The sequence below is a fragment of the Mesorhizobium monacense genome (assembly GCF_056781675.1).
This window is the reverse complement of the sequence record NZ_CM165567.1, coordinates 4,157,726-4,170,597: the sequence shown is the minus strand read 5'-3', so window position 1 is coordinate 4,170,597 and position 12,872 is coordinate 4,157,726. Positions and strand designations below refer to the sequence as shown.

The following is a 12,872-nucleotide window of genomic DNA, read 5'->3' as shown; positions in this document are numbered from 1 at the left end:
CAAGCCTGGGGCCGGCCGCGACGGCCAGCCATTGATTTCATCGTCGGTCGCCGTTCACGCCGCGCCGGTGACCAGCGCGACGAGCTCATTGCCTGAAGTCTCCGAGGCACGCACCGTCGCCGCGATCTTGCCCGCCCGCATCACCCAGATCTGGTCGGACAGGCGCCGCACCTGATCGAAATTATGGCTGACCAGGATGACGCTGACGCCTTGCTCGCGCAGCCGCCGGATCAGCGCCTCGACATTGGCCGTCTCCTGCACGCCGAGCGCCGCCGTCGGCTCGTCCATCACGACAAGCTTGGCGCCGGAGCCGGCGGCGCGGCAGATCGAGATCGCCTGCCTTTGCCCGCCGGACAGGCGCCTTACACGCTGGTTGACCGAAGGCATGTTGATCGACAGGCGCGACAGCATGGCGCGCGCCTGCGTCTTCATCGCCTTGCGGTCGAGCAGCGCGAAGGGGCCGATGCGGCGCACGATCTCGCGGTTGAGGAACAGGTTCTGTGCCACCGTCAGTTCGTCGATCAGCGCCAGGTTCTGGTGCACCGTCTCGATGCCGGCCTTGCGCGCCTCGTCGGGGTTGCCGAACGGCTTCGGCTTGCCGTCGAAGAAGATCTCTCCACCGTCCGGCACGTGCACGCCGACCAGGCAGCGGATCAGCGTCGACTTGCCGGCGCCATTGTCGCCGATCACCGCCGTGACCTCGCCGCGGCGGGCCTGGAAGGCGACGTCGGTGAAGGCGCGGATGCCGCCGAAATGCTTGCTCAGCCCTTCGCAGGCGAGGATCGCTTCGGCCGAGGGGATGTGATGGACGGCGCTCATTTCTGGTACCGCATGATCAGCGCCGCCAACACCACGATGGCACCCACGGCGAGCGGTTGGTAGAAGGCTGAGACGCTGAGCAGGGTCAGCCCGTTGACGAGAGCGGTGAGCATCAGCGCGCCGATCGCCGGCCCGAGGATGCTGGCGCGGCCGCCGAACAGGCTGACACCGCCCAGCACCACGGCTGCCACCGAATTCAAGAGCAGGCTGGTGTTGATCAGCGGCTCGGCCGAGCCGATGCGCGCCACCAGCAGAATTGCGGCGATGCCGGCGCAGAAACCCGAAATCGTATAGGCGGCGACCTTGACCCGGTTGGTGCGGATGCCGAGCGCGTTGGCGCTCTCGGTCTGGCCGCCGGTGGCCAGAAGATGCACGCCGAAGCGGGTGTGGTAGAGCGCGGTATGCGCGACGATGACGGCCGCGATCGCCACCCAGACCGGATAGCCGAACGGTCCGAAATGACCCGATGCCAGGCGCAGCAGGAAGGTCGAGCCGACCATGGTCGGTTCACCGCCCGACAGGATGAGGCCGAGGCCGGTGATGCCCGACAGCGTGCCGAGCGTCACCACGAAGTCGGGAATGCGCCCGGCGGTGATCAGCAGGCCGTTGAGAAAGCCCACCGCGCTGGTGGCAAGGACGGCGAGCACGCAGGCGAGGAAAATGCCATAGCCGGCGGCGTTGACCAGGCCGAGGATGATGGCGCCGAGCATGACGGCTGCCGCCAGCGACAGATCGATGCCGGAGGTCGCCACGACGAAGGTCTGGCCGATCGACAGCACGACCAGGATCGCCGCCGCCAAGAGCAGCGCCTGCAGATTGGCGACGCTGAGAAAGACCGGCTGGGCAATGCCGAACACGATGACGAGGCCGACCAGGCCGACGACCGATGCCCAGTCGGCCCAGAAGGAAGGATCAAGGAGGAGAGCCGACAGGGAGGGGCGGCTCTCCTCCGCCGCGCCCGCCGTCACTCGAGCGGGCGCGTTTTGTTCCGGTGTGATCACTTCAACATCTCGCGGAACGGATCGGGATAGTCGCCGCCGGGGGCCGGGAAGTTCTTCAGCGAGGCTTCGGCATTGTCCTTGTTGATCAGGAGCACCGGCGCCGGCACGTTGGCGGGCAATTCCTTGCCCATCGCCGCCGCCTTGCAGGCTTCCACGCCCATGGCGCCGACCACGTACGGATATTGGGCGACGGTGGCGGAGAGTTCGCCCGCGGCAACCGATTTCAGCGCATCGACGATGCCGTCGAGCCCGATCACCTTGACGTCCTTGCCCGATGTCTGCACGGCGCGCTCGACGCCGAGCGCCATGATGTCGTTGGCGGCGAAGAAGCCGGCGAGATCCGGGTGCGCCGCCAGGATGTCGGTGGCTGCGGTCAGCGCCTTCTCGCGATCCCAGTCGGCGCTTACCATAACCACAACTTCGAGCTTGCCTTCGACGGCCTGCTTGAAGCCCTTGATGCGGGCGTTGCTACCGACGTCGCCGACGATGCCCGCCACCAGGGCGACCTTGGAGCCGTTCGGAACCAGCTTCAGCATCTCTTCGCCGGCCAGCGCGCCGGCGGCGACGTTGTCGGTGCCGATGTAGGTGGAGATGGCAAAGCCGGCAGCCTTGGCCTGCTCGGCGTCGATGGTGCTGTCGATGTTGACGATCGGCTTCTTCTTCTGCGCGACCGGCACCAGCGCCTGCACCAGGTTGGAGACGCTGATCGGGTTGACCAAATAGCAATCGAAATCCTGCATGGCCATGGCGGTCAGCCGGTCCGCCTGCCCGGTCGCGTCGCCCATATTGGCGGCCGCCTGCACGGTGACGCCGACGCCGTCTGCCTTGGCCTGCTCCTCGATGCCCTTCTGCATGTACTGGAAGAACGGGTTGTCGAGACCTTTGACGATGGCCGCGACCTTCGCCGCGTCTTCGGCATGGGCTGGTATCGCCAGTGTCGTTGTAAGCAGGCCCGCGCCGAGCGTCAGGCAATTGAACATGCGCATGTGTCTTCCTCCTCCGGATTTCTGTTTGTCGGCTCGTTTTTCTGCGAACGGCATGCCTGACAGGACACAAGCGACCCCGGCGCCTGCGTTGGAAAAATGATGACCGGTTGATGCGCGGGTTGCGACCCCGGTTCGGGTCTCTTCTGTGTCAGGCATTGCTCCTCCCAGAGCGCTGGCCGATGCCTTGCCAGCATTTCCGCATGTTTTAGAAAAATTTGACACGCGTCAAGAATTAAAGTGGTGTGCAGTGCGTTTTGATGTGCTGCGGTGCAGCAGGAAGGGCGACGAAGAACGCAGCGATGAAGAACAAGCGCTTGCGTCGCTCTGTCCGGCCGGACAGAGGGGCTGTCCCGCTAACGTCTCATTATTGTCGGAGAACTCAGCTCAGGCCGGACGCAACGGCGGCAGCGCCGGGCCATCGGGGCGAAACAGGTGGCAAACCGAGGGCGATATATCGAGCGCGATCGGGCTGTGCAGCGGGGTCGTGTCGCCGCCTTCGGCCTGCACCACCAGCGTCAGCTCGGGCGTGATCTCGACATGCAGGATGGTCAACCCGCCGAGCCGTTCCGCCAGCATGGCCTGTCCCTTGAACGGCCCCCTTTGCGAGACGCGCAGATGCTCCGGCCGCATGCCAAGCAGCAGCTCGTCGCCGGCTTTGACCGCGCCCGCCTCGACCGGCACGGTCAGCGTCTGGCCGCCCGGCAAGGTGACAGTGACGCCTTCGGCTCCGGTCGAGTCGACCTTCAGTTTCAAAAGATTCATTTTCGGAGAACCGATGAAGCCGGCGACGAAGATGTTGGCCGGTCGGTTGTAGAGTTCGAGCGGCGAGCCGACCTGCTCGATCGAGCCGCCGTTCAGCACTACGATCTTGTCGGCCATGGTCATGGCCTCGATCTGGTCGTGGGTGACATAGATCATCGTCGCGTTGAGCTGCTCATGCAGCCGCATCAGCTCCAGCCGCATGCTGACGCGCAGCGCTGCGTCGAGGTTGGACAGCGGCTCGTCGAACAGGAACACTTTGGGATTACGCACAATGGCGCGGCCGATGGCGACGCGCTGGCGCTGGCCGCCCGACAGCGCCTTCGGCCGTCGGTCGAGAAGATGCGCAAGCTGCAGCACGTCGGCAGCCTCCTTCACCTTGCGCTCCCGCTCCTGAACGGGAACGCCGGCGATCTTCAGCGCGAAGCCCATGTTCTCGGCCACGCTCATATGCGGATAGAGCGCGTAGGACTGGAACACCATGGCCAGCCCGCGCTCGGAAGGGTCGATGTCGTTGGCGCGCACGCCATCGATCAGCAGGTCGCCGTGGCTGATCTTTTCCAAGCCGGCGATCATGCGCAGAAGCGTGGACTTGCCGCAGCCGGACGGGCCGACGAAGACCACGAATTCGCGGTCCTCGACATCGAGGTCGATGCCCTTGATGATCTCGACAGATCCATAGGATTTGCGCGCGCCGCGCAGCTTCAGCTCAGCCATGGCTTGCCTCCCTGGCGCCGGCTTGGTCGCCGGCGCCGTTCTTCGTCTCTTCATCCTGGACCATCGCCAGCGCCGTGCCCGGCTCGCCCTCCCACAGGATCAGGCTTGCCGCGCCGACCAGCCCGGCGCGGTCGCCGAGCTCGGCCTGCACGATCGGCACGCCGCGATAGGCTTGCATGGCCCGTGTCTCGACGGTGGTTCTGATCAGCGGCGCCAGGAGGTCGAAGCCGTTGGCGAGACCGCCGCCCATGACGATCAGATCGGGCGAATAGAGATGCAGCAGATTGGTGAAGCCGATGCCCAGCCACTTCGCCTCGGCCTCGACCAGATCGAGTGCGGCGGTATCGCCGGCGCGCGCGGCCTCGACGACATGCCTGGCCGAAACGTCACCATCATTCGACAGTTGCCGGAGCAGCGAGCCGTCGCCGGGCGCGGTGAGCTTCGTGGCGCGCCGCCCGAGCGCCGTTCCCGAAGCGACCGCCTCGAAGCAGCCGACGGCGCCGCAGAAGCAGCGCTCGCCTTCGCCGGTAATCGTCATGTGGCCGATCTCGGCCGCCAGTCCGCGCCGTCCGTGATAGATATGGCCATCGGCCACCACACCGCCGCCGATGCCGGTCGACACGGTGACGAAGACCAGCGATCCGGCGCCGCGGCCGGCGCCGAAGCGCCATTCGCCGAGGGCTGCCGCGTTGGCGTCATTCTCCAGTCGCACCGGCAGGCCGAATTGCCGGCTGAGAATGTCGATCAGCGGCACGTTGTGCCAGCCGGCCAGTGTCGGCGGCCCGATGACGATCCCCGCCTTGGGATCGAGCGGCCCCGGCGCGCACATGCCGATGCCGACCACCTTTGCCTGCGGATGCTCGGCCAGCAGGGTTCCGGCGAGCGCAATGATCTGGCCGATCACCGCCTCCGATCCCGCGCCCGCCATCGTCGGCGCCGAAACACGGGCGATGACGTCGCCGCTGCGCTCGACCAGCGCGCCGCGCAGCTCCGTGCCGCCGAGATCGAAGGCAAGCGCAAGCGTGCTCATCAGGCGGCGACCTTCAGTCCGTGCAGCCAGGCCATGCGCTGCGCGAGATCCGGGTCGCCGAAGGCCAGCGAGCCCAGAACCACCGTCTCGGCGCCGGCGGCACGCAGCAGCGGCACCGTCTCGTGGCGGATGCCGCCATCGGCGGCGAGCACGATGTCCGCCTCGCGGCCGGCCTTCCTCATCAGCGCGCGAGCCTCGATCAGGCGCGGGCAGGCCTGGTCGGACAGGCTCTGCCCCTTGACCCCGATCGAGGTGCCGAGCAGCGTCACGAATGCCACTTCGGGCAGGAAGGGCGCAACAGCGCTGACAGGCGTTTCCAGCCTGAGCACGACGCCGGCCTCGGCGCCAAGCTCATGCGCCAATTTCACGGCGCGCAGGCCAGCCTCGCCGTTTTCGGCGTGCACGCTGATCAGGTCGGCGCCAGCCTCGATGAACTGGCGCGTCTGCTCCTCGACGATCTCGGCCTCGACCATCAGATGCACATGGATCGGCCTTGTCGTCAGCTTGGCGATCCGCGCCACCAGGTCGGGGAAGAACAGGAAGCCCGGCGTGAAGCGGGCATCGGCGACATCGATATGGTGCAGGTCGACATAGGCGTCGATGCGCTTCAGGTCGCGCTCCATATTGGCGAGATCGGCCGACCAGAGCGAGAACTCGCCGATCAGCCTGTTGCGCGGCAAGGCAGCTATTGCCGAGGGGCCGGAAAGGGGTTTGGTGGTCATGACGGAATGAGGCTCCGGAAGTTGGCGTGGGCGTGAAGGAAGGCCGTGATCTCGGCGTGCAGTTCGGCGAAATGCCGCGCGCTGTCGCGCGCCTTGGGCGCGATATCGGCAAAGATGGCATTGGGAATGGCGGCCGCCAGCGTATAGGCGGCGGACAGCGGGTGCACGGCGTCCATCGCGTTGCCGATGACCAAAGCCGGAATGTCGAGGGCCTCGGCATCCCTGGCCGAAACGCCCGGTCCGTCGGCGGCGATGTCGGCAAGCACTTGCGCGAACGCCATGGCGTCCGGCCGGTCGAAATAACCGAACAGCGATGCAAGATTGTCGGGCGCCTCGCGACAGAGCCGCACGGCGGTCTCGGATTGCGCGAAGAGCGCCCGCGCTTTATCGGCTCCATGATCGAGGATGAGGCCGGCGACCTCGGCGATCGGCCGCATGTTCGCCGGTGCCTTGCCGAAGGTCCAGGCCGGCCGCACCAGGACAAGCCCTGCGACGCGGTCGGGATGGCGGCAGGCGAGGCGGAGCGCGATTCCCGCGCCCATCGAGACGCCGCCGGCCACGAAACGTTCGAGGCCGGCCTGGTCGGCGGCGGCAAGCACATCGTCCGCGAACATCTGGAAGGAGAATGGCCGGCGGCTGCCGAGCGCCGAGCCGCCATGCCCGGGGCATTCGAGCGTGAGGCGCCGCAGGCCGACGCCGGCGGGGAAGGACTGTGCGACCTGCGCCTCGCCGCCGCCGAGACCATGCTGGAAGACAACCGCCAGCCCGTCGCCCGCGTCGGAAACGCGCAGCGTGGCGTCATCGCGGAGCAAGGTCGTCGGGCGCTTCATCACAGCAGCCCTTTCAGGAAGCGGGCGACTTCTGGCGCTTCCTCGGCCGAAAGCCCATGCGTCACCAACGGACCGTCAAAGCCTGTCACCTTGAGCCGTGTGATGAAATCGGCGAAGTCGACGACGCCTTGGCCGGCGGTGGCGAAGCGGCCGTCGGCGAAGCGGTCCTTGGCGTGCGCCATGGCGACATGGCCGGCCGTGGTTTCGATGGCGGCGGTGACGATGGCGCGGGCCTGCGCGGTATCCGCCCGCTCGAACAGGTTCGCCGGATCGAGCACGATGCGCAGCCGCTTCGAGCCCATTTCGGCAATCAGGCGCATGGCGTCTCCGGCCGAGGTGACGATGTTGGCCTGCTCGGGCTCGATGCCGAGATCGACGCCGTGGCGCTCGGCGAGTTGCAACGCCTTTTCCATTTCGCGCACCATGTCGGCCCACGCCGAGGGATCGGCATTGTCGGGGTGGTGCGCCCACTGGTCGTCACGGTTGCGGGTTCCTGTGCACAGCGTGACGAGCGGCGTGGAAAGCTTGGCGGCGGCTTCGATCACAACCGCCAACCTGCGCAGGCCGTCGTCGCGCACGGCCTTGTCCGGATGCGCCATGTTGTAGGTGCCGGACAGCGCCACCAGGGCGACGCCGGAAGTATTGGAGGCGGCCTCAATCGCGCCGACGGCGTCGTCCGGAACCGCATCCGGCATCGACGGCAGCCCGGCGCAGGCCAGGTTGAACTGGGTGACGGCAAATCCCGCATCGCGCACCGCGGCCAGCACGCCGGCCGGTTCGCTGCCAGGAAAGGTCTTGGCGAACACCCCGATTTGCATCAGACCGCTCCCGTGACGCTGGCGATCTCGACGCGCTCGCCGCTTTCGACCGACCGGGCGATCGCCACCATGGCTCGGATCGAGGCAAGGCCGTCATCGACGTTGGCGCCACGCATCGGCTTGCCGTCAAGGACCGTCTCGGCGAGGCCTTCGAGCTGGCGCCGGAAGAAATGGCCGTCGGCGCCGAGCGGCTTGCGCGAGGTCGCGTCCTTCTCGTGGAAGATGTCGACCTCGCTGGCGCGGAAATACCAGGGATTGAAGGTCTTCGCGATCACCGAGCCGTTCTCGCCATAGAGCTGGAAACCCTCGTGCCAGTCCATGCGCACAGCGACGGTGAGGTCGAGATGCCCGAGCGCGCCATTGGCGAACTCCGTCTCGACGAACCAGCAATAGGCGCCGAAGCGTTCGTTGAGGCGGGCGCGTACGGCGACGATCTCGCCGCACAGGAAGCGTGCCGTGTCGACCAGATGCGAGCCATGCGCCAGCATGAAATATTGCCTGAGATCCGCCTTCGGATTGCCGGCAGGCTTCCTTGCCAGCTTGCTGGTGACGGGCAGCGGCTGCACCGCGTCGGTGTTGGTGTAGCGATGGGTGGAATCGCAGTACCAGGCCTTCAGCGCCAGGATATCGCCCATCTCGTCGCGGACGAAATCACGCGCCACTTCCAGCGCCGGATCGAAACGCTTCATGTGCCCGACCTGCAGCACCTTGCCCGAGCGCTTGACCGCATCGGCCAGTTTCTGGCCCTCTTCGACCGAAACACCGATCGGCTTCTCGCACAGCACGTGCTTGCCGGCTTCCAGTGCCTTGATCGACATCGGCACGTGATAGGCATCCGAGGTGGCGACGATCACCGCTTCCAGCTGTGGGTCGGCCAGCATCGCGTCGTAGTCGCCATACATTTTTTCCGGCTCATAGGTCGCGCCCATGCGTGCGAGCAGGTCGGGAGCGGCGTCGCAGATCGCGTAGAGATCGGCATTGCTGGCCTTCACGCAGGATTCCAGATGGGCGAATTGGGCGATCGGCCCGCAGCCGAGCACACCGACACGAAGGCGACGGTCTTGCTTGCGGATCATCGTCTCAGGCTCCGTAGCTGCGCATGGTCTGGCGGTTGGTCTTGACAGCTATGGCCGGATCGGCGGCGGCGGTTTCGGATTCCTCTTCCAGCACCAGCCAGCCGTTGAAGTTGGGCGCGGCACTGGCGATCTCGATCACCTTTGCCGTATCGCAGACGCCCTTGCCGAGCATCGCCCAGGTGCCGCCGGCATCGGCGTCCTTCAGGTGCACATAGCGGATGCGGTCGCGATAGGTGGTCAGTGTGTCGGCCATGTCCCTGTGGCCGCGCAGTATGTGGCCCGTGTCGGGCACCCAGCCGACCAGCGACGGATCGAGCAGGCCGAAGATGCGGTCGTAGTCGGCGCGGTCGAACAACAGTGTGTTGTGGTGCGAACTCGGATGCACCGCGACCTGGACGCCGGCCTTGCGGCCAAGTTCGCCGGCTCTGTTGTAGACCTCGGCGGCAATAGTGAACTTGTCGTCGCGCGGGCCGTCGGAGACGGCGGTCGCCGAGCCCATCGAGACAAGCGCGCCCGGAAAGGCGGCAGCGAAATCGATCCAGCGCTTCGCCGTCTCGAGGTCGGCGCCGATCTCATCCTTCAGCGTAAAACCGCTCTTCGAGCCGAAGGCGAAGGAGACGAGCGTCAGCCCGGACGCCTTCAGCGCGGTCGCGAACTCCGCCGGTCTGCCGGCATAGCGGCCGATCATCGTGTCGGTGATCTCGATGCCGGCATAGCCGCCGTCGGCGATCGCCTTGAGCAGGTCGTCGGGGCCGCCGGTGAACCGGTCTCCGAGCATCTCCCAGGTAAAGGTCTGGCAACCGACTTTGAGGTCTTTCACGATCATCCTTTCATTCCTTGATGCCGCCCTGCGTCAGGCCTTCGATGATGTGGCGCTGGAAGAACAGCACCAGCACGATCAAGGGCACGGTGACGACCGCCGAAGCGGCGGCGATGTCGCCCCAGGGCACGTAATAGAGGTTGGTGAAGTTGGCGATGCCGACGGGGATCGTCTGGCGGTCGATGTTGGAGGTAAAGGCGAGCGCGAACAGGAACTCGTTCCAGGCGCTGATGAAGGCGAGCAGGCCGGTCGTCACCAGGCTGGGCAGCGACATCGGCAGGATGATGTGCCAGAGCAGGCCGGGCACGCTGACGCCGTCCATGCGCGCCGCTTCGTCGATCTCGCGCGGCAGCGTCTCGAAATAGCCGAACAGCACCCAGGTGACCAAAGGCAGGCCGAGCGCCAGATAGGTGATGATCAGTGCCGTATAGGTGTCGAGCAGGCCAAGATTGGTCGCCACCAGATAGAGCGGCCCGACCAGCGCGATCTGCGGGAACATCGACACCGACAGGATGACCATCAGGATGCCGAAGCGGCCCTTGACGTTGAGCCTGGAGAGCGCGAAGGCGGCGAGCGAGCCTACGACCAGGCACAGCAAAGTCGTTGCCAGCGACACCACCAGCGAATTCCAGACATAGCGGTGCAGCTGCTTCTCGACGAAGGCGTTGTAATAGTGCTCGAGCGTGAAGGGATGCGGGATCAGCGACGGCGAGCCAGAGGTCAGCGCCTTGTCGAGCTGGAACGAGGTCGAGAACTGCCAGATGAACGGGCCGCCTGACCAGACCAGGATCAGGAAGGCGCCGAGATAGATGGCGAAGCTCTGCAGCGGCGAGCGCGTCTCGTTCATTGCGCCCTCCTGATCTGCCGCATCAGGTAGAGGCAGAAGACCAGCGCGATGAGGCCTTCGGTGACGAACATCGCCGTCGAGACCGCCGAGCCGTAGCCGAACTGCAGCGTCGAGAACAGCACCTTGTAGGAGAGCGTTGACAGCGTCTCGGTGGAATTGGCCGGGCCGCCGCCGGTCAGCACATAGACCAGGTCGAAGACGCGGAAGGCGTCGAGCGCGCGGAACAGTCCGGCGATCAGCAAGGTCGGCATCAAGAGCGGCAGGCGGATGTGCCAGAAGGTGACCCAGCCCTTGGCGCCGTCCATGCGCGCCGCTTCGATCAGCGAATTGGGGATCGTCTGCAGGCCGGTCAGAAGCAGCAGCGCCATGAACGGCGTCGTCTTCCAGACATCGGCGATGATGATGGTGGTCATCGCCGTGTCGGGCGAGCCGTACCAGTTGATGTTCTGGTCGATCAGGCCGGCGTGCAAAAGGATGTAGTTGATGATGCCGTTCTGGCCGTCGAACAGCCAGCCGAACATTTTTGAGGTGACGACGGTGGGCATCGCCCAAGGGACCAGCATGGCGGCGCGCACCAGGCCGCGGCCCTTGAAGGCCTCGCACAGGATCAGCGCCATGCCGAGTCCGATCACCGTCTCCAGCGTCGTCGACGCCGCGGTGAACCACATCGTGTGCCACCAGGCGTTCCAGAACTGCGCGTCGCCCCATAGCTGCGTATAGTTGGCGAAGCCGGAAAAATCCTGCTCCTGGGTAATCAGCGAGGTGTTGGTGAGCGAGAGATAGAGACCGTTGAGGATCGGATAGAAGGAAACCGACGCCAGCGACACGAAGGCCGGCGTCAGCAGGAGCAGGGCCCAGATCGGCCTCGGAAGCGCCTTGCCAAGCCGCGGCCGGCCAGCGCCAGTGACAGTGGCGGCCGCGGACATTGGTTAGCCGACGATCTGGTTGATTTGCCCGGCGAGCGCGTCCATCTCGGCCTGGACGTTGCCGGAGACCAGCGCCTTGGAGATGCCGGACTGCAGAGCCAGCGTCACCTTGGCGTATTCCGGCGTGATCGGCCGTGCCGTGGCACCAGTGAACACTTTCTCCAGACTTGCCATGAACGGTTGTTCCTTCTTGATCTGCGCATCCTGGAACAGCGCCGGGCGCGTCGGCGCCAGACCGAAGTTCAGCGCGATGCGATGCTGCGTCTCGGTCGACGACAGCCAGGTCAGAAGTTCGATCGCGGCTTCACGCTGCTTCGAATTGGCGTTGACGCCGAGCTGGTAGCCGCCGAGGCAGGCCGAACTCTTGCCGCCCGGGAAGGACGGCAGCGGCGCGACGCCAACCTTGTCGACCACCTGCGAGGCCTTGGCGTCCTGCGCGATCGGATAGACATAGGACCAGTTGCGCATGAACATCGCCTTGCCCGAGGTGAAGGGCTGGCGCGATGGCTCCTCGTCCCAGGACAGCACGTCCTGTGGGCTGATCTTGTTCGTGGCGATGGTGTCGTGCAGGAACTGGATGGCTGCCACGGCTTCCTTCTGGTTGATCAGCGACGACTTGCCGTCGGGCGCCAGGATCGCGCCATTGTTGGAGGTGATGATCTCGACCGCGTCGCAAACCAGAACCTCGGCCTGCTTGCCTTGCCAGAGATAGCCGAAATCGACATCGCCGGCCTTCTGCGCCGCGGCGGCGATGGTCGCCATGTCGGCCCAGTTGTCCGGCACCTTGCCGCCATGCTTCTCCAACACGTCCTTGCGGTAATAGAACATGCCCGAATCCATGAACCAGGGCAGGGCGGTCAGCTTGCCGCCATAGGTACAGGCGTTGAGCGTGCCGGTGAAGTACTCGCTGCGCTTGTCTGCCGGTAAGTACTCGTCCAGCGGCAAGGCCCAGCCGGCGGCGGCGAAGCCGGCGATCCAGATCACGTCCTGGCTGAACACGTCGGGCGTGCCGGTGCGGCGGGCGAGCTGCTGCACCAGGCCTTGATAGACCTCAGTCGAGGAGCTTGGCGGCGGCAGTTCGATATTCTTGACCAGGACGCGGTCCTGCGATTCGTTGAATACCTTGATCAGGTCGCCGAAGGTCTCCTTGCCGAAGAAGGCAGCACTGGCGAAGCTGATTTCGGCGCGCGACTGGGCGCGAGCCCGGCGAATGCCGAGGCCGGTGCCGAGCGCCGCTGCGCCCAGCAGCCCGGCGGCGCCGATGAGAAATTGCCGGCGATCGGCGATCGTGACGTGCCCAACGGGCATCGTGACGTGAGCCACAGGCTTGGAACCGGCGGTCGGCCGTTTTTTCATGTCAGTCATTTTCTCCTCCGTGGGGCTGGCAGCCTCCCGATGTCGGGCCAGCATTTTCGCATGTTCTATAAAAATTTTACGCGCGTCAATATTTAAAATGTTGTATAGCGGCTTTCGCCTATGATCCGTTGCCGGCGCAACGGTTCAGCGGGACCATTGCCGCAT

The 12,872-nt window shown here is 65.6% G+C and carries 13 protein-coding genes; all 13 read right to left on the bottom strand.

All coding sequences use genetic code 11. The annotated features are described in order from the left end of the window. Positions 1 to 54 precede the first annotated feature (54 nt). Entirely contained in the window at positions 55 to 819 is a 765-nt protein-coding gene (locus AC1RUK_RS20315) for an ATP-binding cassette domain-containing protein (protein ID WP_481839230.1), read from the bottom strand. Next, entirely contained in the window at positions 816 to 1,820 is a 1,005-nt protein-coding gene (locus AC1RUK_RS20310) for an ABC transporter permease (protein ID WP_481839231.1), read from the bottom strand. Before AC1RUK_RS20310 ends, AC1RUK_RS20315 begins: the two co-directional genes overlap by 4 nt. Continuing rightward, on the bottom strand, positions 1,817 to 2,806 hold the full coding sequence (locus AC1RUK_RS20305; protein ID WP_481839232.1) for a sugar ABC transporter substrate-binding protein: 990 nt from the start codon (positions 2,804 to 2,806) through the stop codon (positions 1,817 to 1,819). Before AC1RUK_RS20305 ends, AC1RUK_RS20310 begins: the two co-directional genes overlap by 4 nt. A gap of 384 nt (positions 2,807 to 3,190) precedes the next feature. Beyond that, positions 3,191 to 4,282, bottom strand: coding sequence for an ABC transporter ATP-binding protein (locus AC1RUK_RS20300; RefSeq protein WP_481839233.1), 1,092 nt, complete (start codon positions 4,280 to 4,282; stop codon positions 3,191 to 3,193). Next, positions 4,275 to 5,312: an ROK family protein gene (locus AC1RUK_RS20295; RefSeq protein WP_481839234.1), complete on the bottom strand. Its 1,038-nt coding sequence runs from the start codon at positions 5,310 to 5,312 to the stop codon at positions 4,275 to 4,277. The genes AC1RUK_RS20300 and AC1RUK_RS20295 overlap by 8 nt, the downstream gene beginning before the upstream one ends. Next, positions 5,312 to 6,034, bottom strand: coding sequence for a ribulose-phosphate 3-epimerase (locus AC1RUK_RS20290; protein ID WP_481839235.1), 723 nt, complete (start codon positions 6,032 to 6,034; stop codon positions 5,312 to 5,314). Before AC1RUK_RS20290 ends, AC1RUK_RS20295 begins: the two co-directional genes overlap by 1 nt. Beyond that, the gene (locus AC1RUK_RS20285) at positions 6,031 to 6,864 is read right to left on the bottom strand and encodes an alpha/beta fold hydrolase (protein ID WP_481839236.1); all 834 of its coding nucleotides are present in this window, start codon (positions 6,862 to 6,864) and stop codon (positions 6,031 to 6,033) included. Before AC1RUK_RS20285 ends, AC1RUK_RS20290 begins: the two co-directional genes overlap by 4 nt. After that, entirely contained in the window at positions 6,864 to 7,682 is an 819-nt protein-coding gene (locus tag AC1RUK_RS20280; RefSeq protein WP_481839237.1) for a sugar phosphate isomerase/epimerase family protein, read from the bottom strand. The genes AC1RUK_RS20285 and AC1RUK_RS20280 overlap by 1 nt, the downstream gene beginning before the upstream one ends. Continuing rightward, positions 7,682 to 8,758 carry a Gfo/Idh/MocA family protein gene (locus AC1RUK_RS20275; RefSeq protein ID WP_481839238.1) on the bottom strand — a complete coding sequence of 359 codons (1,077 nt, stop codon included), beginning with the start codon at positions 8,756 to 8,758 and terminating at the stop codon, positions 7,682 to 7,684. Before AC1RUK_RS20275 ends, AC1RUK_RS20280 begins: the two co-directional genes overlap by 1 nt. Positions 8,759 to 8,762: 4 nt before the next feature. Next, entirely contained in the window at positions 8,763 to 9,584 is an 822-nt protein-coding gene (locus AC1RUK_RS20270) for a sugar phosphate isomerase/epimerase family protein (protein WP_481839239.1), read from the bottom strand. Between the two features lie 4 nt (positions 9,585 to 9,588). After that, positions 9,589 to 10,425: a carbohydrate ABC transporter permease gene (locus tag AC1RUK_RS20265; protein WP_481839240.1), complete on the bottom strand. Its 837-nt coding sequence runs from the start codon at positions 10,423 to 10,425 to the stop codon at positions 9,589 to 9,591. Then, positions 10,422 to 11,351, bottom strand: coding sequence for a carbohydrate ABC transporter permease (locus AC1RUK_RS20260; protein ID WP_481840084.1), 930 nt, complete (start codon positions 11,349 to 11,351; stop codon positions 10,422 to 10,424). Before AC1RUK_RS20260 ends, AC1RUK_RS20265 begins: the two co-directional genes overlap by 4 nt. Positions 11,352 to 11,354: 3 nt before the next feature. Further along, entirely contained in the window at positions 11,355 to 12,716 is a 1,362-nt protein-coding gene (locus AC1RUK_RS20255) for an ABC transporter substrate-binding protein (protein WP_481839242.1), read from the bottom strand. Positions 12,717 to 12,872: the final 156 nt, after the last annotated feature.

Bases quoted from the DNA above. Each gene is read 5' to 3' on its own strand.
- AC1RUK_RS20285 (WP_481839236.1), bottom strand. From the start codon at position 6,864: ATGAAGCGCCCGACGACCTTGCTCCGCGATGACGCCACGCTGCGCGTT.
- AC1RUK_RS20255 (WP_481839242.1), bottom strand. From the start codon at position 12,716: ATGACTGACATGAAAAAACGGCCGACCGCCGGTTCCAAGCCTGTGGCT.
- AC1RUK_RS20260 (WP_481840084.1), bottom strand. From the start codon at position 11,351: ATGTCCGCGGCCGCCACTGTCACTGGCGCTGGCCGGCCGCGGCTTGGC.
- AC1RUK_RS20290 (WP_481839235.1), bottom strand. From the start codon at position 6,034: ATGACCACCAAACCCCTTTCCGGCCCCTCGGCAATAGCTGCCTTGCCG.
- AC1RUK_RS20305 (WP_481839232.1), bottom strand. From the start codon at position 2,806: ATGCGCATGTTCAATTGCCTGACGCTCGGCGCGGGCCTGCTTACAACG.
- AC1RUK_RS20270 (WP_481839239.1), bottom strand. From the start codon at position 9,584: ATGATCGTGAAAGACCTCAAAGTCGGTTGCCAGACCTTTACCTGGGAG.
- AC1RUK_RS20300 (WP_481839233.1), bottom strand. From the start codon at position 4,282: ATGGCTGAGCTGAAGCTGCGCGGCGCGCGCAAATCCTATGGATCTGTC.
- AC1RUK_RS20265 (WP_481839240.1), bottom strand. From the start codon at position 10,425: ATGAACGAGACGCGCTCGCCGCTGCAGAGCTTCGCCATCTATCTCGGC.
- AC1RUK_RS20295 (WP_481839234.1), bottom strand. From the start codon at position 5,312: ATGAGCACGCTTGCGCTTGCCTTCGATCTCGGCGGCACGGAGCTGCGC.
- AC1RUK_RS20315 (WP_481839230.1), bottom strand. From the start codon at position 819: ATGAGCGCCGTCCATCACATCCCCTCGGCCGAAGCGATCCTCGCCTGC.
- AC1RUK_RS20280 (WP_481839237.1), bottom strand. From the start codon at position 7,682: ATGCAAATCGGGGTGTTCGCCAAGACCTTTCCTGGCAGCGAACCGGCC.
- AC1RUK_RS20275 (WP_481839238.1), bottom strand. From the start codon at position 8,758: ATGATCCGCAAGCAAGACCGTCGCCTTCGTGTCGGTGTGCTCGGCTGC.